General features: G+C 52.9%; 24 protein-coding genes and 1 tRNA gene. 16 read left to right on the top strand and 9 right to left on the bottom strand.

What is annotated here, in order from left to right:
* The first annotated feature begins 145 nt into the window (after positions 1-145).
* A complete protein-coding gene (locus ACSBQN_RS14310) occupies positions 146-1,531 on the top strand; it encodes an SLC13 family permease (RefSeq protein WP_354632922.1) in 1,386 nt (461 codons plus the stop codon).
* Between the two features lie 227 nt (positions 1,532-1,758).
* Here the strand turns inward: ACSBQN_RS14310 and mltD are convergent, their stop codons facing one another.
* Positions 1,759-3,156, bottom strand: a complete 1,398-nt coding sequence (gene mltD, locus ACSBQN_RS14305) for a murein transglycosylase D (protein WP_024472714.1) — start codon at positions 3,154-3,156, stop codon at positions 1,759-1,761.
* Positions 3,157-3,239: 83 nt separating this feature from the next.
* The gene (gene gloB / locus ACSBQN_RS14300; RefSeq protein WP_024472713.1) at positions 3,240-3,995 is read right to left on the bottom strand and encodes a hydroxyacylglutathione hydrolase; all 756 of its coding nucleotides are present in this window, start codon (positions 3,993-3,995) and stop codon (positions 3,240-3,242) included.
* Positions 3,996-4,035: 40 nt separating this feature from the next.
* Here gloB and ACSBQN_RS14295 point away from each other — a divergent pair, with 40 nt between their 5' ends.
* Positions 4,036-4,767 carry a methyltransferase domain-containing protein gene (locus ACSBQN_RS14295; RefSeq protein ID WP_024472712.1) on the top strand — a complete coding sequence of 244 codons (732 nt, stop codon included), beginning with the start codon at positions 4,036-4,038 and terminating at the stop codon, positions 4,765-4,767.
* A gap of 3 nt (positions 4,768-4,770) precedes the next feature.
* Here ACSBQN_RS14295 and rnhA read toward each other — a convergent pair whose 3' ends face one another.
* On the bottom strand, positions 4,771-5,241 hold the full coding sequence (gene rnhA, locus ACSBQN_RS14290) for a ribonuclease HI (protein WP_024472711.1): 471 nt from the start codon (positions 5,239-5,241) through the stop codon (positions 4,771-4,773).
* 61 nt (positions 5,242-5,302) lie between these two features.
* Here rnhA and dnaQ point away from each other — a divergent pair, with 61 nt between their 5' ends.
* From dnaQ to fbaA, 8 genes are all read left to right on the top strand, one after another.
* Positions 5,303-6,037 (top strand): DNA polymerase III subunit epsilon, encoded by a 735-nt coding sequence (dnaQ, locus tag ACSBQN_RS14285; protein ID WP_024472710.1) that lies wholly within the window; start codon positions 5,303-5,305, stop codon positions 6,035-6,037.
* The gene (locus ACSBQN_RS14280) at positions 6,019-6,291 is read left to right on the top strand and encodes a YkgJ family cysteine cluster protein (RefSeq protein ID WP_024472709.1); all 273 of its coding nucleotides are present in this window, start codon (positions 6,019-6,021) and stop codon (positions 6,289-6,291) included. Before dnaQ ends, ACSBQN_RS14280 begins: the two co-directional genes overlap by 19 nt.
* Before the next feature lie 166 nt (positions 6,292-6,457).
* Positions 6,458-6,534: transfer RNA gene (locus ACSBQN_RS14275), tRNA-Asp, on the top strand.
* A 254-nt stretch (positions 6,535-6,788) separates the two neighbouring features.
* The gene (locus ACSBQN_RS14270) at positions 6,789-8,126 is read left to right on the top strand and encodes a uracil-xanthine permease family protein (RefSeq protein WP_036408647.1); all 1,338 of its coding nucleotides are present in this window, start codon (positions 6,789-6,791) and stop codon (positions 8,124-8,126) included.
* 349 nt (positions 8,127-8,475) lie between these two features.
* Positions 8,476-10,470: a transketolase gene (tkt, locus tag ACSBQN_RS14265; RefSeq protein ID WP_036408650.1), complete on the top strand. Its 1,995-nt coding sequence runs from the start codon at positions 8,476-8,478 to the stop codon at positions 10,468-10,470.
* A 265-nt stretch (positions 10,471-10,735) separates the two neighbouring features.
* Positions 10,736-11,758 carry an erythrose-4-phosphate dehydrogenase gene (epd, locus tag ACSBQN_RS14260; protein ID WP_004238866.1) on the top strand — a complete coding sequence of 341 codons (1,023 nt, stop codon included), beginning with the start codon at positions 10,736-10,738 and terminating at the stop codon, positions 11,756-11,758.
* A gap of 69 nt (positions 11,759-11,827) precedes the next feature.
* The gene (gene pgk / locus ACSBQN_RS14255; protein WP_004238864.1) at positions 11,828-12,991 is read left to right on the top strand and encodes a phosphoglycerate kinase; all 1,164 of its coding nucleotides are present in this window, start codon (positions 11,828-11,830) and stop codon (positions 12,989-12,991) included.
* Positions 12,992-13,070: 79 nt separating this feature from the next.
* Entirely contained in the window at positions 13,071-14,147 is a 1,077-nt protein-coding gene (gene fbaA / locus ACSBQN_RS14250; protein ID WP_354632920.1) for a class II fructose-bisphosphate aldolase, read from the top strand.
* 54 nt (positions 14,148-14,201) lie between these two features.
* Here the strand turns inward: fbaA and ACSBQN_RS14245 are convergent, their stop codons facing one another.
* The 6 genes from ACSBQN_RS14245 to ACSBQN_RS14220 all read right to left on the bottom strand — a co-directional run bounded on the left by ACSBQN_RS14245 (position 14,202) and on the right by ACSBQN_RS14220 (position 19,847).
* A complete protein-coding gene (locus ACSBQN_RS14245) occupies positions 14,202-14,684 on the bottom strand; it encodes a hypothetical protein (protein ID WP_036408657.1) in 483 nt (160 codons plus the stop codon).
* 163 nt (positions 14,685-14,847) lie between these two features.
* Complete coding sequence (locus ACSBQN_RS14240; protein WP_182090357.1) at positions 14,848-15,795, bottom strand: HpcH/HpaI aldolase/citrate lyase family protein; 948 nt, start codon at positions 15,793-15,795, stop codon at positions 14,848-14,850.
* Positions 15,792-16,871 carry a cysteine protease StiP family protein gene (locus ACSBQN_RS14235; RefSeq protein WP_214177398.1) on the bottom strand — a complete coding sequence of 360 codons (1,080 nt, stop codon included), beginning with the start codon at positions 16,869-16,871 and terminating at the stop codon, positions 15,792-15,794. The genes ACSBQN_RS14240 and ACSBQN_RS14235 overlap by 4 nt, the downstream gene beginning before the upstream one ends.
* A complete protein-coding gene (locus ACSBQN_RS14230; RefSeq protein ID WP_036408667.1) occupies positions 16,864-17,649 on the bottom strand; it encodes a hypothetical protein in 786 nt (261 codons plus the stop codon). The genes ACSBQN_RS14235 and ACSBQN_RS14230 overlap by 8 nt, the downstream gene beginning before the upstream one ends.
* Positions 17,639-18,781 carry a phosphoribosyltransferase domain-containing protein gene (locus ACSBQN_RS14225; protein ID WP_354632919.1) on the bottom strand — a complete coding sequence of 381 codons (1,143 nt, stop codon included), beginning with the start codon at positions 18,779-18,781 and terminating at the stop codon, positions 17,639-17,641. The genes ACSBQN_RS14230 and ACSBQN_RS14225 overlap by 11 nt, the downstream gene beginning before the upstream one ends.
* Before the next feature lie 7 nt (positions 18,782-18,788).
* Positions 18,789-19,847, bottom strand: a complete 1,059-nt coding sequence (locus ACSBQN_RS14220) for an ATP-grasp domain-containing protein (protein ID WP_354632918.1) — start codon at positions 19,845-19,847, stop codon at positions 18,789-18,791.
* A gap of 294 nt (positions 19,848-20,141) precedes the next feature.
* On the opposite strand from ACSBQN_RS14220, the gene ACSBQN_RS14215 reads away from it, so the two are divergent.
* From ACSBQN_RS14215 to ACSBQN_RS14190, 6 genes are read left to right on the top strand one after another with little or no spacing between them, the layout of a single operon-like run.
* Positions 20,142-20,729, top strand: coding sequence for a TerD family protein (locus ACSBQN_RS14215; RefSeq protein ID WP_004238857.1), 588 nt, complete (start codon positions 20,142-20,144; stop codon positions 20,727-20,729).
* Positions 20,729-21,892: a TerD family protein gene (locus ACSBQN_RS14210; protein ID WP_036408675.1), complete on the top strand. Its 1,164-nt coding sequence runs from the start codon at positions 20,729-20,731 to the stop codon at positions 21,890-21,892. Before ACSBQN_RS14215 ends, ACSBQN_RS14210 begins: the two co-directional genes overlap by 1 nt.
* Before the next feature lie 19 nt (positions 21,893-21,911).
* The gene (locus ACSBQN_RS14205) at positions 21,912-22,367 is read left to right on the top strand and encodes a tellurite resistance TerB family protein (RefSeq protein ID WP_024472698.1); all 456 of its coding nucleotides are present in this window, start codon (positions 21,912-21,914) and stop codon (positions 22,365-22,367) included.
* 22 nt (positions 22,368-22,389) lie between these two features.
* Positions 22,390-23,424, top strand: coding sequence for a TerC/Alx family metal homeostasis membrane protein (locus tag ACSBQN_RS14200; protein ID WP_024472697.1), 1,035 nt, complete (start codon positions 22,390-22,392; stop codon positions 23,422-23,424).
* Positions 23,425-23,466: 42 nt separating this feature from the next.
* Entirely contained in the window at positions 23,467-24,045 is a 579-nt protein-coding gene (locus ACSBQN_RS14195) for a TerD family protein (protein WP_004238854.1), read from the top strand.
* 60 nt (positions 24,046-24,105) lie between these two features.
* Entirely contained in the window at positions 24,106-24,681 is a 576-nt protein-coding gene (locus ACSBQN_RS14190; protein ID WP_004235930.1) for a TerD family protein, read from the top strand.
* The last annotated feature ends 5 nt before the right edge of the window (positions 24,682-24,686 follow it).

The raw sequence follows: 24,686 nt of genomic DNA, 5'->3' as shown, positions 1-24,686 counted from the left end.
GATGTATTTTGTCATTAATACTTTTTATATTTCACATGAAGATAAATTGTTTAACATTTTTAGCATTCACGCAAAAATACCGGTTATTAAACTATGACAGCAATCGGTTTCGTGAATACTTTTTCATCCTACTGAGGGAATTATCATGGACGCTTCAGAAACGCTCACCCAATCCACCGGGCTGGGTTCTTTTAATACAAAGGGACTCATCATACTGGCTCTGGACATCGTGGTGCTGATACTGCTGCTGAAATACCTGCCCTACAGCGACAAAGAAAATGCCGGGCTGGCGCTGATGGTGTTCGTCGCTGTTTTATGGCTGACTGAGGCGATTCATGTCACGCTGACCGCGTTACTGATCCCGATTCTGGCCGTTTTTCTCGGATTACTGGGCGCAGGTAAGGCATTACAGTCTTTTGCCAGTCCGACCATTTTCCTGTTCTTCGGTGGCTTTGCGCTGGCGACGGCACTGCATATTCAGGGGCTGGATCGCCTGATTGCCAACCGCCTGCTGCTGATTGCCCGCGGTCGTTTATGGGCGGCAGTGATTCTGCTGTTCAGTGTGACCGGTGCGCTGTCCATGTGGATCAGTAACACTGCTACCGCCGCGATGATGTTACCGCTGGTGCTGGGTATTCTGGGGAACCTCGATATCCGTCACGACCGTAACACGTTCGTATTTATGCTGCTGGGCGTGGCGTACAGCGCCAGTATCGGCGGCCTGGGAACGATGGTCGGCAGCCCGCCGAACATTATTGCCGCAAACCAGCTGGGAATGGACTTCTTCACCTGGATGAAATACGGCATTCCGATGGTGCTGATCCTGATGCCGATTATGTTCGGTATTATGTACCTGATGTTACGTCCGAAGCTCGGTGCCCGCTTTGAAATTGAAGTGGAGCAGGTTCAGTGGACACCAAAACGTCTGCTGACACTGGCGATTTTCGGTCTGACCGTTATCTGCTGGATCGGCAGTGCACCGCTGAGTGATCTGCTGGGTAAAATTAAAGATTTCGATACTATTATCGCCCTGAGTGCCGCTGTCCTGATTGGTATTACCGGGGTGGCCAGCTGGTCACAGATTCAGAACAACACCGAGTGGGGAGTTCTGTTCCTGTTCGGCGGCGGTCTGACACTGAGTATGATCCTGAAAGATTCCGGTGCCAGTGAAGTGATGGCGGACTGGATGAAAACCTCCTTTGGTAACAGCAGCTGGCTGGTGATTATTATCGCTGTCACCACCTTTATTATTGTGCTGACTGAGTTCACCAGTAACACCGCGAGTGCCGCACTGTTGGTACCTATCTTTGCCGGTGTGGCAGAAGGTCTGGGAATGCCGGTGATGGCGCTGACCATGATTATCGGTATCGGTGCATCCTGTGCCTTTATGCTGCCGGTGGCGACACCGCCGAATGCGATAGTGTTCGGGACCGGGTTTATCAAACAGTCTGAGATGGTGCGGGTCGGTGGTGTGCTGAATATCGCCTGTATCATTGTTATCTCAGCCTTCGCCTGGTTGTTCTGGGTATAACGGCACAGCTGATAATAAACACGAAAGCAAAGTTCAACACAGAAAACCCGCTGATCTATCAGCGGGTTTTTTTATACCGGCAACAAAGAATATCGGTGCGGATGTACTGATATCGCAGAAGTGCGGGAGAGAAGAAGAGCAGCCGGAAAGACATTCGGATATCACCGGATATAAAAAAGCCCTGCATCATGCAGGGCTTCAGATAAAGCGTGGTGATTCAGTGATTATCAGCCGCGTTTATTGGCAACATAAACCGTTAACTCAATACCCGGATGCAAGTCCTTCATTTTGACTTTACTGTTCCAGGACATCAGCTCTTTCAGTGTCACACCATGGCGCTGCGCAATACTGTAGTAAGAATCACCCTGACGCACTTTATACTTCGCCAGACGCATAGCATTTTTGGTTGCGGCTTTAGATGGTTTCACCACCGGGCTGCCTTTTACCTGCAATGTCTGTCCCGGTTTCAGAACCGCGGCGCTTTTCAGTCCGTTCAGCTTTTTCAGCTCGGCGACGGTCATCTTATGGCGGTTGGCAATGGCGTAGAATGAATCGCCACTTTTCACTTTGTACTTCGCGGCCTGCGCACGGCCTGCCGGTGAACTCAGCTGTTCAGTACGCTGATTGTTTCTCGCGACCGCTGTGCGGATATCATTAAGTACCGCGTCATCAGATAATGCGCTCATCAGCTGGTCGACTTTGGTTTTCGGCAGCATCAGATAGTGAGGACCGGCCGGTGAGGTTACACCGCGTTTCAGGCTCGGGTTGTAATCTTTCAGTCTGGAAACCGGCATATCCAGCAACTGTGCCGCGACATCCAGGGAAATCTGCTGACCGATATTCACCCGTGCCAGGGCGCGCTCTGCATCCGGTACCGGTAAATTCACACCGTTACGGTCACTGTTGCGGATAACATTGCTCAGGGCAAAAATACGCGGCACATAATCCATGGTTTCTTTCGGCAGGGATAATGACCAGTAATCTGTTGGTTTTCCGGCGGCGGCATTTGCTTCCATCGCGCGCAGCACGCGGCCTTCACCGCTGTTATACGCGGCCAGGGTCAGTGCCCAGTCTCCGCCGAACATAGTATTCAGGCGCTCCAGTAAATCCAGCGCGGCAGTGGTGGATGCAGCCACATCACGGCGATCATCGACCCACTGGTTTTGGTTCAGCCCGCTTGCTTTGCCGGTACTCGGGATAATCTGCCATAACCCGGCAGCCTGAGCCGGTGAGGTGGCATGCGGATTAAAAGCACTCTCCACTATGGGCAGCAGAACCAGTTCCATCGGCATGTTACGTTCATCGATTTTACCGATGATCCAGTACATGTAAGGTTCTGCGCGCAGTGTCACATCGTGGAGATAGCTCTTTTTGGCGAGGTAAGAAAGTTCTTCGGCGCGGATACGATCATTGTCCGGGATGTTCATCTTCATTTCATCACGGATATAACCCCAGATATCATCTTCGGGACTGACAGAGGATGCCTTTGCTGTGTTCATCTGCCGGGCAGTCAGTAAAAAGCCGTTACCGGAAGGATAATGAGGGTTCTGAGCAGTTTTCTGCGGCGCAGTCTGACACCCCGCCAGCAAAATTGCGGCGGCAAGAAGTGTTGCTTTGATTTTCATGTTGGCGGAATCAGCATTATTATTCTTAAGTCTGTAGGTTTTGCAATCATACTGGTGTTATTCCGCCCTGACAACGATTACGGCTAAAATTGATCTTTTTTTGCGCGTAAAGACGTAAAAGTTTCTTCAGCTGTCGCCGTATGTTTACTTACTGATAAATTATGTTTCAGATCAATATTATCACAGTTAAGAAAAACATTAATTTTCCTTTCTGTTTTCAGTGTGACGGGCAGCGTAGCTTCATGATTCTGACGTAATTCTGCAATATATTGCTGATATGCCTGAATATCACGGTTTTCCGGCCAGACAGCGCGCGCAAAGGCGAGGTTAGACTGTGTATATTCATGTGCGCAGCAGACCAGCGTCTCATCCGGCAGCGCCGCAAGGCGGCTGACCGAACGGAACATCTGTGCCGGTGTGCCCTCAAAAATACGGCCGCAGCCACCGGAGAAGAGCGTATCGCCGCAAAACAGATAAGGTTCGCAATAATAAGCCACATGACCGAGTGTATGCCCCGGCACTGCCATGACCTGAAATGTCAGCCCGCCGCAGGTGATAGTGTCATTATCCTGCACGCAGTGATTTGCGCCTTTCGGCAGGGTTTCGGCGGGACCGTAAACCGGCAGGCCGGGATAATGTGACACAATCTCCGCCGTGCCGCCGGTGTGATCTGCATGGTGGTGTGTCAGCAGGATGGCTGAAGGGGTCAGTCCCCGCTCCCGCAGTGTATTCAGTACCGGCTCACTGACGCCGGGGTCAACGATGACACAGGTGTGCGCATTATCCCGTAATAGCCAAATGTAGTTATCTGATAACGCGGAAATTCTGATAAGCTCCATAGATACCTCACCTTTCTGAGTGTGAACCAAGGATAAAGCCATGTTTTCTGCACGAGCGACAAAAACTCTGACGATGCCGGACTCGTGGTGCGATATTCCCTGCGGGCGCCGCTTCCGGCAATCGCTGGAAGCACAGCTGGCGCCCTGGTGGCCGAAAATGTTTGGTTTTCATCTGATTAAGATCGGCACGCTGAGCTGTGAAATTGACAGCAGCAGCTGCATGATCCCGCATCAGGTGAATGTGGCACCGCAGGGTAACACCTTACAGGTATTCGGGGAGGCGGCGCAATTGCCGTTTCTGGACAAATCCGCGGATGTCTGTGTGCTGGCACATAATCTGGGCTACAGCAGTGATCCGCACCGGTTGCTGCGCGAGGCTGACCGTGTCCTGATTGAGGACGGCTGGCTGATTATCAGCGGATTTAACCCGCTGAGCCTGCTGGGGGCACGCAAACTGATCCCGTGGCGTCTGAACCGGGAGCCGCAGTGCAGCCGGATGTTTTCACAGTTCCGTATGCTCGACTGGCTCAGTCTGCTTAATTACGAAATTATGTATCACCGGCTTACCACGCCGATCCCCTGGTGTGATCCGGCAAGTTTCGGCAACCGGCATGCGCGTATTTTCGGCTGTCTGGGGGTGATTGTGGCCCGTAAACGTACGGTGCCGCTGACGTTCACACCGCAGAAGCTGCGCCTGCTGCGGCCGAAACTGAACAATGTGGTGGGCGCGACACGCCAGCAGACGCCGCCGCGCTGTCTGAAACGGCGCTGAGGATTATTCCGTTGCCGGCTGATAACCGGTATCGTCCTGTGACGGAGATTCTGCCGCTGCCCGGGCGAGTTCATCACAGCGTTCGTTTTCCGGGTGCCCTGCATGACCTTTCACCCACTGCCAGTCAATCTGATGGCGGGTGATGGCGGCATCCAGGCGCTGCCACAAATCGACATTCACCACCGGGGATTTATCCGCTTTGCGCCAGCCGCGCCGCTTCCAGTTATGGATCCACTGTGTGATGCCCTGACGGACATACTGGCTGTCGGTGGTCAGCACGATATTACACGGACGTTTCAGGGTTTCCAGCGCCACAATAGCGGCCAGCAGCTCCATCCGGTTATTGGTGGTAAGAAAAAAGCCCTCACTGAGTGCTTTTTCATGGCCTTTATAACGCAGTAGTGCGCCGTAGCCGCCGGGGCCCGGATTTCCGAGGCAGGAGCCGTCGGTGAAAATTTCTACCTTGTCACTCATCTCTGGTAGACTCTTCCTCTGATTGATTGGCAATTACCTGAGTCTGACACAAAACGCCATTATGAGCACTGATATTACACGACAAATTGTTCTCGATACCGAAACCACCGGTATGAACAAACTGGGTGCCCACTACGAGGGGCACAATATTATTGAGATCGGTGCGGTTGAAGTGATCAACCGGCGCCTGACCGGCCGTAACTTCCATCTCTATATCCGGCCTGACCGGCTGGTGGACCCGGAAGCCTTTGGTGTGCACGGAATCAGTGATGAATTCCTGATGGACAAACCGGTATTTGCCGACATCGCAGATGAATTTATTGAATTTATCCGTGGCGCAGAACTGGTTATTCATAACGCGCCCTTCGATATCGGCTTTATGGATTATGAATTCCGCAAGCTGAACCGGGGGATCCCGCCGACAGCGGAATTCTGTACCATTACAGACAGCTTAACGCTCGCCAGACAGCTGTTTCCGGGTAAGCGTAATAACCTCGATGCCTTATGTGACCGCTATCAGATAGATAACTCAAAACGTCTGCTGCACGGCGCGTTACTCGATGCCGAGATTTTGTCGGATGTTTATCTGGCAATGACCGGCGGCCAGACATCACTGGCTTTTTCAGCGGATAATGAGAGCAGCGGCGAAGAGAACGTTCAGACTATTCAGCGCGTTACCCGCCCGCAGAGCGGTCTGCGTGTGGTGTATGCCACGGATGAGGAAATTGCCGCGCACGAGGCGCGTCTGGATCTGGCGGAGAAAAAAGGGGCGAACCCGTGCATCTGGCGGAGCTGACTGCCTGCCGCAGTGACTGTGGTGCCTGCTGTACTGCGCCATCCATCTCATCACCGATTCCGGGGATGCCGGACGGTAAACCTGCCAATACCCGCTGCGTTCAGTTATCGGAGCAGAATTTGTGCCTGATTTTCGGCTCACCGCTGCGTCCGGCGGTTTGCAGCGGACTACAGCCCTCGCGGGAAATGTGCGGGGATAGCCGGGATGAGGCCATGATTTATCTGCTTGATCTGGAAAAACAAACCGCGCCCTGAAACCGGATGAGCGCGTTGCGGGAGACCGTGTGTCGTGTGCGGTGACCCGTATAAAACAGTATATTCAGGTGAAAAACTGTGCAATTGCATGGATTTACACAAATCAGGTATTGACGAACGGGAACCGGCATCGTATTATCCGCACCGTTCCCGAAAAGGAACACACGGAGCGGTAGTTCAGTTGGTTAGAATACCTGCCTGTCACGCAGGGGGTCGCGGGTTCGAGTCCCGTCCGTTCCGCCAGATTACAGAAGCCCTGACAGTAATGTCAGGGCTTTTCTGTTTTTACACTGCACAATCGCCCTGTATCATTATCATCCCCCGGTATTACCTCTCTTATCATTTTGATAATGCGTTGTGACCACACTCATACTTTATGTGAATAAATAATGTTCAGGTGCTGGCACATATCTTGCTGTTTGTTTTCCGTAACCGGTTGCGCGGCCGTCGCCGCTGTGCCGGTAAAAACAATAAAACCAATCACAGAGGTTGTATTTATGAAAACAAACACCGGGAGTGATGAAGTCAATGAAATGATGCCGATGCGGAAACTGTTTCCGTATGCTGTTCAGCATATTTTTGCCATGTTTACCGGCACCATTGCCGTGCCGATAGTGATTTCCCAGGTTCTGAAACTATCACAGGAAGATACCACCCTGCTGATTGCCGCCGCGATTTTTGTCTCCGGCGTGGGGACACTTATCCAGTCACTGAGTATCACCAAATACGTCGGCGTCAGTCTGCCGCTGATCCTCGGCACCTCGTTTGTGGCGATGCCGCCGGTTTTTATTATCGCCTCGCGGTTCGGCGGGGGGCTTGAATCGCTGCCTTATGTCTTCGGCGGAACCCTGGTCTCCGGGGTGCTGCTGTTCTTCCTCGCGCCGCTGTACGGAAAAATCGCTTTCTTATTCAAACCGATAGTCATCGGCTGTTATCTTATAATGCTCGGTGTTTCCCTGCTGCCGGTTTCGTTTTCCGGCATTGTCGGCTATCCGGGGGATGCCTCCTACGGCGACCCGGCCGGTATTTTTCTCGGTGTGCTGACTATCGCGGTAATTGTGCTGCTAAACCGCTTCGGTAAAGGCGCGTTGCGGGAAATGTCGATTCTGATCGGCCTGATCGTGGCCACTTTGGTCGCGGTGGTGATGGATATGGTCAATTTCGGCCCTGTGAGCAGTGCCGGGTGGTTTTCGTTTGTTCGTCCCGCCCATTACGGCATTCAGTTTGATCTGACCGCCATTATTCTGATGTTCCTCGGTACCTTTATGGCCACTCTGGATTCTGTCGGTACTTTCTCCACTGTCGGCCGCCTGTGTAACCGCTCTATGGAAGGTAATGCCCTGAACTCTCCGATGCGCGGGGAAGGGGTGGCGGTGACCATTTCCGGGCTGTTTAACTGTACGCCGCTGACCTCTTTTATTAACAATGCGGGGGTGATTATTATTTCCGGTGTGCGCAGCCGTTATGTAACCGCGTGCAGCGGCCTGATCCTGATTATCCTCAGCATTATTCCCAAATTCTCCGCAATTGCGACCATGATCCCCGCTTCGGTTTTCGGTGGTGCGACCCTGGTGATTTTTGCCTTTATTACGGTGGCGGGGATAGACACACTGACAAAATCTGTCGATATGACCAAAATGGGCAATATGATGGTGGTCGGGATTTCAGTCAGTGTCGGGCTGATGTTTAACGGTCAGGGGGAAGCCCTTTCTCAGCTGCCGGAAATGCTGCGGATTATTCTTTCCCAGGGCGTGATAGTGACCTTTGTTCTGGCTATCGTGCTGAATCTTTTATTCAATTTTGACAGTGTCGTCGGTAAAAAAGCGAAACAGTAATATCTTCGTCTGCCGGTAAGCGGAATTTTTCTGCTGCCGGCAGGAAACTCCCGCCATCCGCCGGATAAGCGCACAGAATGCGGTATTTCCGCTTGCTATTCATTGTGGTAATCGGGTTTAATAGGTCACTTCCGCTGTTGCGCAATACCTGGTGCTTAAACGATTTAGTCAGCGAAAATGCCGCCTGTGCGAAGTATTGTTTCTGTCCTCAGACACGCCTCGCCTGACGTCTCATTGTTGCCTTTTCAGCCCCGACCCTTTGCCTCTGACCGGTGATAAGGATTGCCATCCGTGCGCGGCACTGCGAAAATAGCCTGTATCTGCTTTTTATCCGAACCTGGAGTAGACAATGACCTCTCGTAAAACTCTTGCTAATGCGATTCGTTTCCTGAGCATGGACGCGGTGCAAAAGGCAAATTCCGGACACCCCGGCGCACCAATGGGCATGGCTGATATCGCGGAAGTACTGTGGCGCGACTATCTGAAGCACAACCCGGCCAATCCGCACTGGAGTGATCGTGACCGCTTTGTGCTGTCAAACGGCCACGGCTCAATGCTGATTTACAGCCTGCTGCACCTCACCGGCTATGATGTATCGATGGATGACTTAAAAGCCTTCCGTCAGCTGCATTCCAAAACCCCGGGTCACCCTGAATACGGCTACACACCGGGAGTGGAAACCACCACCGGTCCGTTAGGCCAGGGTATCGCAAACGCAGTCGGTTTTGCTGTTGCGGAACAGACACTGGCGGCGCAGTTCAACCGTCCGGGTCACGATATTGTTGATCATCACACCTACGTCTTTATGGGCGACGGCTGTATGATGGAAGGGATCTCCCACGAGGCCTGTTCTCTGGCCGGTACCCTGAAACTGGGTAAACTGGTTGCCTTCTATGATGACAACGGCATTTCCATTGACGGTAATGTTCAGGGCTGGTTCACTGACGATACCGCCAAACGCTTTGAAGCTTACGGCTGGCACGTCGTGCGCGGCATTGACGGTCACAACCCTGACCAGATCAAAGCAGCTGTTGAAGAAGCCAAAGCGGTTACTGACAAACCATCCCTGCTGATGTGCAAAACCGTTATCGGCTTCGGTTCACCGAAGAAAGCCGGTACTGCAGATGCGCACGGTTCTCCGTTAGGTGATGCGGAAATCGCCGCTACCCGTGAAGCACTGAACTGGCCGTATGCGCCGTTCGAAATCCCGCAGGAAATCTATGCTGAGTGGGATGCGAAGAAAGCCGGTGCTGCCGCTGAATCTGAGTGGGATGTGAAATTTGCTCACTACGAAAAAGCTTTCCCTGAACTGGCCCGTGAATACCGCCGCCGTGTAAATGGTGAGCTGCCTGCACAGTGGGAAGCGGATGCAAACGCCTTCATTCAGAACCTCCAGGATAACCCGGCCAGCATTGCCAGCCGTAAAGCATCACAAAATGCACTGGAAGCGTTCGGTAAAGTACTGCCTGAGTTTATGGGCGGTTCCGCTGACCTGGCTCCGAGTAACCTGACCATGTGGTCCGGCTCAGCGCCAATCAATGAAGACAAAGCGGGTAACTACATTCACTACGGCGTGCGCGAGTTCGGCATGTCAGCCATCATGAACGGTATTGCCCTGCACGGCGGTTTCATTCCTTACGGCGCGACCTTCCTGATGTTCGTTGAATATGCCCGTAATGCGGTGCGTATGGCGGCTCTGATGAAGATCCGCAGCATCTTCGTTTACACTCACGACTCTATCGGTCTGGGTGAAGACGGTCCGACTCACCAGCCGGTTGAGCAAATCGCCAGCCTGCGTGTGACACCAAATATGAGCACATGGCGTCCGTGTGACCAGGTGGAATCTGCGGTAGCCTGGAAATACGCGATTGAGCGTAAAAATGGCCCGACATCCCTGATCTTCTCCCGTCAGAATCTGGCACAGCAGCCGCGTACCGCGCAGCAGCTGGCAGATATCGAAAAAGGGGCGTATATCCTGAAAGATTGCGCTGGTCAGCCGGAAGTGATCCTGATTGCCACCGGTTCTGAAGTGGAACTGGCCGTGAAAGCATACGAGCAGCTGACAGCCGAAGGCCGTAAAGCGCGCGTGGTTTCCATGCCGTCCACCGATGCATTCGACAAACAGGACGCGGCTTACCGTGAATCTGTTCTGCCGTCAGCCGTGACCGCACGAGTTGCTGTTGAAGCGGGTATTGCGGATTACTGGTTCAAATATACCGGTATGCAGGGTGCCATCGTCGGCATGCATTCATTCGGTGAATCTGCACCAGCCGGTCAGCTGTTCAGTGAATTTGGTTTCACTGTTGAAAACGTGGTTTCTCAGGCAAAAGCTCTGCTGAAATAATCTGCTGATACAGATTCTGAAAGCGCATTCCGGTTTTTTTGACCGAATGCGCTTTTTTTATATCTGCTCCTCTGACTGTCTTGCGATCTTTTTTCATTTAGCATAACCTGTCTTTATTGAGCTGAACCGTTTCAGTTTTGAGGGTATACTGAATGTACCGCAGAGGATAAAAAAGATTGCGGTTTCTATGATAAATACCCCGTACAAAAACCCGTGAGTCCGTTATTCTTAGTCCGCTGATAATTTGGCTATTTCTGAGGATACTATGACAATAAAAATTGCAATCAACGGGTTTGGGCGAATCGGGCGGAGTGTGCTGCGGGCGTTGTATGAAACCGGGCGTAACACGCAGATTACCGTTGTTGCTATTAATGAGCTGGCGGATTCCGAAGGTATTGCACACTTACTTCAATATGACACAAGCCACGGACGCTTTTTTAAACCGGTACAGCTGAAAGAAAAAAATGTACTGAAAGTCGGTGATGACACTATCCGCATCCTGCATGAAGCGGATATTCACCAGCTGCCCTGGGCGGAACTCGGTGTGGATGTGGTGCTGGACTGCAGCGGCGTGTACGGCTCCCGTGATGACGGGCTGGCACATATCGCCGGCGGCGCGAAAAAAGTGCTGTTTTCCCATCCCGGCGGTAACGACCTGGATGCCACCATTGTCTACGGCGTTAACCATGACACACTGACGGCGCAGGATAAAATTGTATCGAATGCGTCCTGTACCACCAACTGCATCATTCCGGTGATAAAATTACTGGATGAGGGATTCGGCATCGAGTCCGGTACAGTGACCACCATTCACGCGGCGATGAATGACCAGCCGGTGATTGATGCATATCACAGTGATTTGCGGCGCACGCGGGCGGCCGGGCACTCCATCATTCCGGTGGATACCAAACTGGCTGCGGGGATCCGGCGGATTTTCCCGAAATTTGAAGATCATTTTGAGGCGATTTCAGTCCGGGTGCCTACAATTAATGTGACGGCGATTGATTTGAGCGTCACCGTAAAAAGTAATGTCACCACGCAGGATGTAAACCGCCTTCTGCAAAACGCAGCGACGGGGGCATTTCGTGGTATAGTGGACTACACAGAGTTACCGTTAGTCTCGGCGGATTTTAACCATGATCCGCACAGTGCTATCGTTGACGGCACTCAGACCCGCGTCAGCGGACAGCATCTGATAAAAATGCTGGTCTGGTGCGATAACGAATGGGGCTTTGCGAACCGTATGCTGGATACCACTCTGGCAATGGCTGAGGCTGGTTTTCACTGAGGGACGGCGTGCCCCGGCAGAAAATTGAACACAATTTAACTGATAAGAGAATCAACAAGAGGATTCACCATGTCCGTAATTAAGATGACCGATCTGGATCTGGCGGGTAAACGTATTTTTATCCGTGCTGACCTGAACGTTCCTGTCAAAGATGGCAAAGTTACCTCTGATGCACGTATCCGTGCCTCGCTCCCGACAATCGAAGCCGCACTGAAACAGGGTGCCAAAGTCATGGTGACCTCTCACCTCGGCCGTCCGGTTGAAGGGGAATACAACGAAGAGTTTTCACTGAAACCGGTTGTTGATTATCTGGCAGATAAACTGAGCTGCCCGGTGCGCCTGGAAAAAGATTATCTCAACGGTCTGGAACTGAATGCCGGTGAGCTGGTGGTACTGGAAAACGTCCGCTTTAACAAAGGCGAGAAAAAAGACGACGAAACCCTGTCAAAACAGTATGCATCACTGTGTGATATTTTCGTGATGGATGCATTCGGGACTGCACACCGCGCCCAGGCATCGACTCACGGCGTGGCAAAATTTGCCCCTGTTGCCTGTGCCGGTCCGCTGTTATGGGCGGAACTGGATGCACTCGGCAAAGCACTGGATAACCCGGCGCGTCCGATGGTGGCGATTGTCGGCGGTTCCAAAGTGTCCACCAAACTGACCGTACTGGACTCTCTGTCCAAAATCGCGGATCAGATCATTGTCGGCGGTGGTATCGCCAACACCTTTATCGCGGCAGAAGGGCACAATGTCGGCCGTTCACTGTATGAAGATGACCTGATTCCGGAAGCGAAAAAATTACTCAGCAGCTGTGATATCCCGGTACCGGTTGATGTCCGCGTGGCGACTGAGTTCTCAGAAACCGCAGAAGCGGTGCTGAAATCAGCCAATGACATCAAAGATGACGAGCAGGTACTGGATATCGGTGATGAATCCGCACTGCACCTGGCTGAAATCCTGAAAAATGCCAAAACCATTCTGTGGAATGGCCCGGTCGGCGTGTTTGAGTTCCCGAACTTCCGTAAAGGGACTGAAATCGTGGCTAACGCCATTGCTGACAGTGACGCATTCTCTATCGCAGGCGGCGGTGATACCCTGGCTGCTATCGATTTATTCGGCATTGCTGACAAAATCTCTTACATCTCTACCGGCGGCGGCGCATTCCTGGAATTCGTCGAAGGCAAAAAACTGCCTGCCGTTGTCATGCTCGAAGAACGTGCAAAACAGTAACAGTCATAATCAGATGACAATAACGGGCGGTGTGAGCTGCCCGTGACAACTTCCGAAAGACCAATACAGGAAATTTGACATGTCTAAAGTTTTTGATTTTGTAAAACCCGGTGTCGTCACTGGCGATGATGTTCAGAAAATCTTTGCGGTAGCCAAAGAGAATAATTTTGCACTGCCAGCGGTAAACTGCGTCGGGACAGACTCGATCAACGCCGTATTGGAAGCGGCGGCCAAAGTCCGTGCGCCTGTTATTGTTCAGTTCTCAAACGGCGGTGCCGCATTTATCGCCGGTAAAGGTTTCAAAGGCGAAGGCCAGCAGTCCGCTGTTCTGGGGGCCATCTCCGGTGCGCATCATGTGCATCAGATGGCGGAACATTACGGCGTGCCGGTCATTCTGCACACTGACCACTGCGCGAAGAAATTACTGCCGTGGTTAGACGGCCTGCTGGATGCCGGTGAAAAACACTTTGCCGCAACCGGTAAACCACTGTTCTCTTCTCACATGATCGACCTGTCAGAAGAGTCACTGGAAGAAAACATTGAGATTTGCAGCAAATACCTGACCCGTATGGCGAAAATCGGTATGACCCTGGAAATCGAACTGGGTTGCACCGGTGGTGAGGAAGACGGCGTGGATAACTCCCACCTCGATAACTCCGCGCTGTACACCCAGCCGGAAGACGTGGCGTATGCCTATGAAAAACTGAATGCCATCAGCCCGCGTTTCACTATCGCGGCATCATTCGGTAACGTGCACGGCGTTTACAAGCCGGGTAACGTGCAGTTAACGCCGAAAATTCTGCGTAACTCTCAGGACTACGTCTCTGAGAAATATAACCTGCCGCACAACAGCCTGAATTTCGTTTTCCACGGCGGTTCCGGCTCTACTGCGGAAGAAATCAAAGAAGCAGTGGGTTACGGTGTGGTGAAAATGAATATCGATACCGATACTCAGTGGGCAACCTGGGAAGGTATCCTGCACTACTACCAGAAAAATGAAGGTTATCTGCAGGGGCAGCTGGGCAACCCGGAAGGCGAAGACAAGCCGAACAAAAAATACTATGACCCGCGTGCATGGTTACGTGCCGGTCAGCAGACAATGATCGAACGTCTGGAAAAAGCATTCAAAGAACTGCACTGCGTTAACGTTCTGTAATTTGTTGCGTGAATAATAAAAAAGCCCGGTATTTTACCGGGCTTTTTTTACGGATTATTTTTTCTGCTGGCTTTCATTACGCCGGATTATCGATTCAATTAACTCATCGATATGAAGATTGACCAGCATCTCTACGGCGTCACTGCGGGTTTTACCGGAGAGCATAGATAAATGCGCTATTTTCCGGACGGTTGTACCGGTCAGTGACAGCGAAATTGCCTTCTTCTTCTCTTTATCCAGTGACACTTTCCCGCTGTAATACACCGATTTCTGACCGTTATGGTTTTCCAGCTCTTCGCTCATCTTTTTCAGTGTTTTGCGATCCAGTGTGCCGGAGTCAGTCATTTCATAGGTATGTGAGGCTTTGCGGTAGCGGATTTCCGCCGACCAGGTATCACGCAACTCTTTGAAAGTACGGGTCAGAGTTGCTTCTGAGCAGCGTAGTGTCGCCAGGATTTCATCTGACGGAACCGGTTTTCCGGTACCGAGCAGGGTTGCCAGGGTGAATAAACGAACCTGTCGTGTGCTTAATTGCATAGTCTGGGGACACCTGTATAAAAACAAAGAGACAAAGCCGCTGTTATGCCGGAAACGGCTGTTCCGCATAACAATTCTATTTAATCAGCTGATCAGGATATATCAAGGCATTCAGATATAATAGTGCAGGATATTCAGTCTGATGATATTTATGTCCTCTGTCTCACCCGTTTTGTGTTTTAAACGACTGTTCGTCTGTTTTGCGCTGTGCGATCCCGTACACCCGGGCACGGGCCAGAATAGCGGATGCCCAGCGACGGTGTGTCGCCGGTTCACACATAGCCCCCTGTGACTTGAATACCGCCTGTGTGGAGTTGAGGATCCGCAGTGCATCGGCGTGTTCATCGGCGGAGACCCGCAGCGCCTGCTCAATCACCGCTACCTGATTCGGGTGGATCGCCGTTTTGCCCACCAGCCCGTGGGCAATATCCAGCGCCAGTTCCCGCGTCATGACATCGTGATCATCAATATGCTCACAGACCGGTGCGGTCATGGCAAAATCATGCGGGGCAAACACAGAGACCAGCATTTTAATCACATAACCCATCGGGCCGTCATACAGGGTGAGATGGCGCGGGCGGCGCAGGGAGATCACATTCATCAGGTCATTGCCGCCGATACGCAGCGCGATGATTTTGTCATGGCAGGGATGGGATTTAAGTACCTGAGCCAGTTCCCGCATCTGCACCACATCACAGACTTCTTCTGTTTCCAGGGTCGGCATCATACACAGCGGGGTGTTTTTCACCACCTGCCACCAGACCGGCAGCGTTTTTTGTGTGAATTTCGGCAGCACCAGCCCGTCAACGGCACTGAGATCGCAGTGCTCCCGCAGCCACAATCCCATTTCCGGGTGACGCGGGCGGATAAAGACCAACGGCCAGTTCTGGTTACCGGCACGCTGTTTTTCCGCTGTCAGCGCGGCCAGGATGCCCTGTAAATTCTCCAGTGCCTGCGGGATATCCGCCTCACTGACCGCATCTTCCAGACAGATAATCAGTGAACGCAACCCGCTGATTTTATTACTGATAATCGCATCCGTGATATCGGTGCGGGTGGCGGGCATATAGAGTGAAGCCCCTAAATTCCACGGGGAGAGACGTCGGGTCATGGTGATACCTTCCTGATAATAGTGACGGCGCGGTACTGCCCGAGGGCATCGCCGGCTTCCGTGATAGTGATCCCTTTCTGACGGGCGAGATAAAGCAGCAGTTCCACATCCGGCTCTGTGCAGTCGCGCACAAAGACGTGATCCGGCACCCGGCGCAGAACAGCACGGGTGGCTTCGGCAATACCGGGTTTGATTCTGTTCAGATCGGTGACACCGCAGCGTTCAGCCAGTGCAGTGATCACCGCTCGGCTTTTTTTCCGCAGTGCTGTTTTGGTGTCCGGCTCCGGGAAGGCCGCAGCCGGAGCCGCGGTTTCCTGACGGCGCAGCGCGGCAACAGTATCGGTGAGTGTCCGGCTGCACTCATAAGGTTGTAAGTGCTCACAATGCACACAGCCGTGCGGACCGGTATCTGACCAGACAGAGCGGGAGATCAGCCCGGAAACCGGCGCCCCCATAATCCCGGAGGGGATCAGCCAGTCATCATCAGCAGCGGAAAGCCAGGCGCATCCGGCAGGATCGGCCAGCACCACCAGGCGCGGATCGGCCGGGTAGCCGGATCTGTCTTTCAGGGAGCGGATCAGTTCACCGGTGATGGCGCCTTTACCTGTCCAGCCGTCAACAAACACAATACCGGCGGTGCCGTGATGGTGTTCGATCCACTCCAGCGCCGCCGTATCAATACCGCGATCGCGGATAATACTGATGCCGTAATGGTGTGAGATTTTTCCCGCATCACGCAGCGTCTGATGCAGCATCACCCCTAACGGCACACCGGCGCGGACCAGGCTGACCAGCACAACCGGCTGATCTGCAAAATAGTTACCCAGTGTGCGGGCAAGGGCGCTTACATCCCGCGCCAGACGTGGTGCGCCTTTTTCCAGTGCGCGGTTAAACAGATCAAGATGCCAGTCTGTGGGAGCCGGCTCCTGGCTGAGCATATCGGAATAGTGTTTCTGTCCGGACTGAATCAGCTGCTCTTTCAGTTCCACCGGGGTCATATCAATGGTGACCGGCCGGAGCAGAAACTGCACATCATCCGGCAGATAACTGCCTGAGAACGGTGGGAAATTATACATCGGATACCTCACTGAAAATCCGGGCGGCGACTGCCTCCGCAAACTGACTGCGGGACGGCATCCCGAACCAGGTACAGTGTTTCATAAAGCGGTAATCACTCAGGCTGTCGCCGAGGCCGATAACCGGAAAGGTGCCGCGCTCTGCCCGTAATAACGCCAGCAGGTGCGTAACAGCATGGCCTTTTTCCACCGGATCCGGCAGCCAGGCGATATTGTTGCCGTTGCGGTGAATGTAAAACCCGTCCGCCGGAAACTGTTGTTCAATCTCTGCGGCAACGGCATACAGTTCCGCTGTGCGGGTACTGTCAGTGTGTTTCATCACCAGATAGACCGGTACATCACCGTACTCATAATTAATACGTGCCCATGCATCAATACCGCGTTCTGCCATCCGCTCAGTACAAAACTGCTGAAGTGACAGCAGCCGTTCACGGTAAGGGGCGAGGGCGCCCAGCATTTCAGACTGCCAGCCGGGTTCCGGCGAGCCGTCCGGTTGCAGGATCACCGCGCCGTGTGTGGTGATCGCATAAGAACTGAAAGGAATAGTGACGCGGCGGAGTTCTTCCGTACCGCGTGCTGTAACCGGAATGAGATCGGCATGCGCCAGCAGCCAGTCTGTCAGCATCGCCTGTTCTTTCGTCATAAAACTGCGCGGCTGCAATGTGCGGTCAACCGCACCGGCGCGGAACGGAGTCAGTGCCTGCTCCTGCGTCATTTTGCGCTTTGTCTGGAACAGGGTGTCATCCAGATCGCTCAGGATCACCGGTTTAGTCGTCATAAATCACCTCCGTCAGCGGCGCACAGCGGGCCAGTGCCTGTAATAACTGCGGATCAAAGGCCGCCGGATCCGTTTCTGTGCACAACAGAATACGGTCAAATGACTGATGTGCCACATTGTAGAGATAATTGGGGATCCCCAGCCCGTAGTTATCAGTGAAGGAAATAACGGATTCAATGGCACCGCCGGGGGCTATCGGGGAGCGGGTCAGGGCGCTGAATTTTACATCCGCTCCGGCCTCTGCCAGCCGTTCGGCCAGCAGGAACGGCTGCCAGACAAACTCCCCGGAGCCGAGCACCAGGATCCGCTCACCGGGTGCGGTCGTCACCGTACTGCCAAAACCGGTATGCGGATCATGCAGACCAAGCCGGACCCGTGTCAGCGGACGGCGGATTGGCACGGCTCCCGCAGCGCTGACATTCACATCCGGCATCTCCGGCAGGGCCGCATCCGGATCAGCTTCCCAGCGCCAGCTGCCGCTGATCAGAGAGACATGCTGCAACGGCAGCCCGTGCTGAACAGTGGCCGGATCCTCACGCCAGTCCGTCAGTGTGACAGTCACAACCTGTTGTAGATCAGGCAGCTGACCGCTTTCATGCAATGCAGTCAGCAAATTGGTAAACGTATTGCCGGTGGTGGCTTCATCATCTGCCAGCACCAGGGTTTTTGCCTGTTGCAGCCGGGTTTTCAACTGCGGATCGGCCGGGAAATAGAGCAAATGATCCGTGGCGTGGCTGTGATTCTCTTTAAATTCACACAGCAGTTCGCCATCCGCCGGATGGCGGGTGGAAGAAAGATACAGGGATTCCGGGTACTGACGGCGGATTTCGCTGTATACACCAGCTCCCAGACCGACTGCGGTTTCCGCCATACCGATAACCAGCAGCGGCTGCGGCAGATCCTGCGGAAACTGCTCACTGAGGCGGCAGTAAACACCGCGCATGATTTCCGGCTCGACCGGGATATGGCGGCCCAGCACTTTGCTGACAAACAGAAACGCCCGTTTCGGGTTACGCCGCTCCGCTATTCCGAACAGGGCGTTCAGGGTTTCCGGGCTGGCGTCGCTGCGGACTTCCAGCGTGCCGGTTGTCAGGGTGAACCGGTGGTGACCGGGACGGGAAAAACCGGGCATAGTGACCTCAGTGTATTGCATTGTTCAGGGAAGACGGGTAGCTGACGGCTTCGGTCAGCGGGCGGACAATTGCCGGACGGAATGCAGTGCGGTTATATTCTCTGACCTCATCCGCACTGAGCAGCCCGGTACTGTACAGGGCAAACAGGCCCGGCAGATTCACGCCGCCCAGCACGGTATAACCGATACCACCGGACGGCCGCATATTGATTTCCAGCAGCAGCGGCTGCCCGTGATGGTCATGGCGGGTCTGTACATTCACCAGTCCGTCCGCCTTCATCACCCGCGCACAGGCGCAGGCCAGCTCAAAGGCGGCACCTGAATGTTCAAGGTATTGCAGAGAACCGTCTTTGCGCCGCGCAACAGCCGCCAGCACCTCACCGTTATCCGCCAGAATATCCACGGAATACTCCGGGCCGGGCAAATAAGGCATCAGTACCTGCGCGGGGCATTTGTCAGCGCTTTCAAGGGCGGACAAATACTGCTGCGGTGTGGTGATCCGCCGTTCAGGGTTTGTGAACATGGCCATCGGCTGTGCATTGTCATCAAACTGCCAGAAACCGGCACCGTAAATGCCCTGAACCGGTTTAATACACAGCGGCAGCCCCGGAAACGGGGAATGAGAGAGTGCATCACGCAATTGCGCCGCAGAGGTAATCTGCACAGAAGGCACAACCGGCAGGCCGTGTGATGCCATTTCAGCAGCAAAGCGGACTTTATCATCCGCCACGGTGTAATCGGACAGAGAGGCGACGCCGGTTATCAGCCGGGTGCCGGAAGCCGTGATAGTGTTTCTGTGTGTTTCAAACCACGGGATATTCCGCCCGGCGTGGATTACCGGAATACCGTATTTCTCCGTAACAGACAGGATAAACGCCAGCCGCTCATTTTCATCAGCCGGTTCAGTCAGTGAAAAATCTGCTTCTGACAGGATCTCATGACGGGGCTGCCGGTGAGAGGCAAAAATCGTGAGATCAACCTGTAATGTCTGCGCGAACAGCCTGATATTCCGGATCAAATCACGCTGGGAAGAGAGCCCTTCCGTCAGCCAGATCGCATGCGCCATTATTGTTTATTCCTGTTCTGTTTTATCCGATAGATTAGGGGCGAGTTTATTTAGGATTAATTTACATGTCAATCATATTATGATTATGTTTAAATTGACAACCCGCTGACGAAACCTGACATTATCCATAACTGCGAATGTCATTATTTCTATATTAACTATATGTTTAATCTGTATTATTAATTTTGTTTGAAATATATCTTGCCAAAGAACTCCGTCATGATATGATTTTTTAAAATTCATTATCACCAGCACCTGTTGCCGGGTTTTATCTCCCGTTTAAGGAATGAAAATATGGTTTCATTGACGAAGAATCAGACGGTATCTCTCAGCAAGGCATCTGCCGCATTAAATCAGCTGCATTTCGGTCTCGGCTGGGATCCAGTTCAGAAAAAGAAAGGTTTTCTCGGTTCGCTGTTCGGCGGCGGTAACGACTCCATTGATCTGGATGCCAGCTGCATCCTGCTGGATAAAGACGGCCGTATTCTCGACACCATCTGGTTCCGCAAACTGAAATCAGACTGTAAATCGGTGATCCATGAAGGGGATAACCTGACCGGTGAGGGTGACGGCGATGATGAAGTGATCCGCGTGGATCTGAACCGTCTGCCGCAGAATACCGAATATCTGGCCTTTACGGTGAACAGCTTCCGTGGTCAGACATTTAACGATGTGGAAAATGCCTTCTGCCGTGTACTGGATCAGAGCGGTAAAGAGCTGGTGCGTTATCAGCTGAATGAACAGGGCTCACACACCGGTATCGTGATCGCCTCCCTGTGCCGCAGCGGCGGTGAGTGGAACTTTACCGCGCACGGTGCTGCATGCCGCGGCCGCACGATTGACGACATGTCTTCTGACATTGTCAGTACGGTGGTGCGCTGATGAACATGACGCCCGGGGCGAATGCGCCCGTACCGCTGAAAACACTGCGGGTGACGGTGCTGTCCGGTGCGGCGGCGGATGCCTCTGCGTTCCGTCTGTATGCTGACGGCAAAGTGCAGGGCGATCCGGATATGGTCTTCTACGGCCAGCCGCAGAATGATGACAACACCATCAGCTGGCAGCAGAACGACAACAATACCGTCTTTACGGTGGATGTCAGCCGTCTGCGTCAGGATGTGCAGAAAGTTGCGTTTGTGGTCACCTGTGACGGCGGACAGACTGTTGCCGGTCTGCGCAGCCTTGAAGTTCAGGTTGAGGCGGAGCGTGAAAAACTGCTCAGCGGCATTGTGGACACCGCCGGTCGTCAGGAAGCTGCACTGATCCTCGGTGAACTGTACCGCCGCAATAATGAGTGGAAATTCCGCTTTGTTGCCCAGGGCTTCAACGGCGGACTGAAACCACTGGCGGAACACTTCGGGGTGGATGTGGCGGCAGAATCCGCACCGGCACCAGCGCCTGTACCAAAACCGGCAGAAAGCAAAATCAGTTTAAGCAAGATATCGCTGAGCAAAGAAAAGCCGTCAATCAGCCTGAGCAAGCGGGATAACTTCGGTGAAATCCGCATTAATCTGAACTGGCACCGTGATGTTCAGAGCAGCAACTCCGGGGGCTTTCTCAGCAATGTGTTCGGTGGCGGTAACAAAGGTATTGACCTGGATCTGGGCGCATTCGTTGAGTTACAGAATGGTCAGAAATCGGTGATTCAGGCGCTGGGTAATGCATTTGGTGATTACCGGCGTGAACCCTTTATTCAGCTGCAGGGCGATGATCGCACCGGCTCGGTTTCAGAAGGTGAGTGGCTGCATATCAACGGCGGCGAGTGGAAACACATCCGTCAGATCCTCATCTACGCCTTTATTTATCAGGGCGTGCCGAGCTGGGATAAAACAGATGGCGTGGTGACGGTCTTTGTACCGGAACAGCCGCCGGTGGAAACCCGGCTGACAGAAGGGGACGACCGCCGCACCATGTGCGCGATTGCCCGCCTGGTCAATGAGAACGGGGCGATAAAAGTCGAACGTCTTAACCGTTTCTTTAAAAATCAAAGCGATATGGATGAAGCATTCGGGTGGGGTTTCCGCTGGAAAGCCGGCTCGAAATAATTTAAGTGAGGATACAGCAATGAGTATACTTAACAGGGTCAAAAGTGCGTTTAATTCAGGCCGCGAAGAGCTGACAAAACAGGTCAGCCGTTTCAGAAACCGTAAGTTTATGGAAGGTACAATCGCTGTCTGTGCCCGTATTGCGGTTTCCAGTGACGGGGTCAGTGCGGAAGAAAAACAGAAAATGATCGGTTTTCTGAAATCCTCTGAAGAACTGAAAGTATTTGAAACCGAAGAAGTCATTACATTTTTCAACAAACTGGTCACCAGTTTCGATTTCGACATGGAAATCGGCAAAGGTGAAACCATGAAATATATCCTGGCGCTGAAGGATCAGCCGGAAGCAGCGCAGTTAGCGGTGCGTGTCGGGATTGCAGTCGCGAAGAGTGACGGTAACTTCGATCAGGATGAGCAGAAAGCAGCAAAAGAGATCGCCGCTGCCCTGGGGTTTGACCCGGCAGAATTCGGTCTCTGATTTTTATACCTAAGGGTTAATTATGGAATCAACACATATCGGTTTTCCGATGGAAACAGTCACCGTTTTCGTCGTCCTCGCAATCGGTGCGATTTTTATTGATTTGTTTATGCACCGGGGCGATAAGCCGGTTTCACTGAAAAATGCGGCAATCTGGTCTGTTTTCTGGGTTGCTGTGGCAATGGGTTTTGCCGGGTTTCTCTATATCCACCACGGTTCGGAAGTTGCGAGCCTGTTCGTCACCGGTTATGCGCTTGAGAAAGTGCTGTCTGTCGACAACCTGTTTGTGATGATGGCGATTTTCTCCTGGTTCTCGGTTCCGGATCGTTTCCGCCACCGTGTGCTGTACTGGGGCATTATCGGGGCTATCGTTTTCCGCGGGATTTTCGTGGCGATAGGTACCGGTCTGCTGAGCCTGGGGCCGTATGTGGAAGTGATTTTTGCCCTGATCGTCGCCTGGACCGCGGTCATGATGCTGCGTAACCGCGAAGAGAAGGAAGAGATTGAAGATTACTCGCAGCACATTGCTTACCGGATGGTGAAAAAACTGTTCCCGATCTGGCCGAAACTGAGCGGACACGCCTTCCTGCTGACCCAGAAAGAAGTGGATGCCGAGCTGGCAAAACCGGAGAACAAAGACGTCACTATCGGACGCGGTAAAAAAGCCGCTCTGTATGCCACACCGCTGATGCTGTGTGTGGCCGTGGTGGAACTGTCCGATGTGATGTTTGCGTTTGACTCCGTACCGGCGATTATCGCGGTGAGCCGTGAGCCGCTGATTGTTTACAGCGCCATGATGTTCGCGATCCTCGGCCTGCGTACCCTGTATTTTGTCCTGGAAGCACTGAAGCAGTATCTGGTTCACCTGGAAAAAGCGGTTATTGCGTTACTGTTCTTTATCGCGGTGAAACTGGGTCTGAATGCGACAGACAGCCTCTGGGGTCACGGATTACATATTTCGGCCACCAGCAGCCTGTTCGTGGTGCTCGGGGTCCTGGCACTGGGTATTATCGCCAGCTTTGTTTTCCCGGAAAAAACGGAAAGTGCGGATAAGTAATTATCCGCCACCCGTCACTGATTTAACTAAGGAGTAAGTGAAATGAGCGTTTCTCTTTCTAAAGGTGGTAACGTGTCGCTGAGCAAAACAGCCCCTTCAATGAAAAACGTCCTGATTGGCTTAGGCTGGGATGTTCGTTCCACAGATGGTCAGGATTTCGACCTTGATGCCTCTGCATTTCTGCTGACCGCCGCCGGTAAAGTGCGTGGCGATGCAGACTTTATTTTCTATAACAACCTGCGTTCATCTGACGGTTCTGTCACCCATACCGGCGACAACCGCACCGGCCAGGGCGATGGTGATGATGAATCCCTGATCATCAAACTGGATATGATTCCGGCGGAGATCGACAAAATCGTCTTCGTGGTCACTATCCATGACGCGCAGACCCGCCGTCAGAGTTTCGGCCAGGTATCCGGCGCATTTATCCGCCTGGTCAATGATGATACCAATACTGAAATCGCCCGTTATGACCTGACCGAAGATGCCTCTACCGAAACCGCGATGCTGTTTGGTGAACTCTACCGTCACGGTGCTGAGTGGAAATTCCGTGCCGTCGGCCAGGGCTATGCCGGTGGTCTGTCATCAGTTTGTGCACAGTACGGTATCAACGCGTCCTGAGTATTTTTTTCAGCGGGCTGACAACCAGCCCTCTTTATAACCCGCAGCAGGAGTCCGAAAATGGCAGTTTCTCTTACAAAAGGCGGTAACGTCTCCCTGACCAAAGAAGCCCCGTCAATGAGCGTGGCGATGGTTGGTCTGGGCTGGGATGCGCGTGTGACTGATGGTCAGGATTTTGACCTCGACGCATCTGTATTTATGGTGGGTGACGACGGAAAAGTATTATCCGACAGCCATTTCATCTTCTTTAATAACAAAACCAGCCCGTGCGGCGCGGTGGAGCACCAGGGCGACAACCGCACCGGTGAAGGCGACGGTGATGATGAGCAGGTTAAAATCAGCCTGAACACCCTTCCGGCAGATGTGAAAAAACTGGTCTTCTCCGTCACGATTTATGATGCGGAAGCACGTAAACAGAACTTCGGTATGGTCAGCAACAGCTTCATCCGTATCTGTAACAATGATAACGGCAGTGAAATTGCCCGTTTCGACCTGTCTGAAGATGCATCAACAGAAACCGCGATGGTCTTCGGTGAGTTGTACCGTCACGGTACAGAGTGGAAATTCAAAGCCGTCGGCCAGGGCTTCGCCGGTGGTCTGTCTGCATTAGCATCTCAGCACGGTGTTAATATTTAATTATT

Source organism: Morganella sp. B601, assembly GCF_051172335.1.
GTDB classification, from domain to species: domain Bacteria; phylum Pseudomonadota; class Gammaproteobacteria; order Enterobacterales; family Enterobacteriaceae; genus Morganella; species Morganella morganii.
The sequence above is the reverse complement of the archived record's forward strand: the minus strand, read 5'-3'. Positions and strand labels throughout refer to the sequence as shown.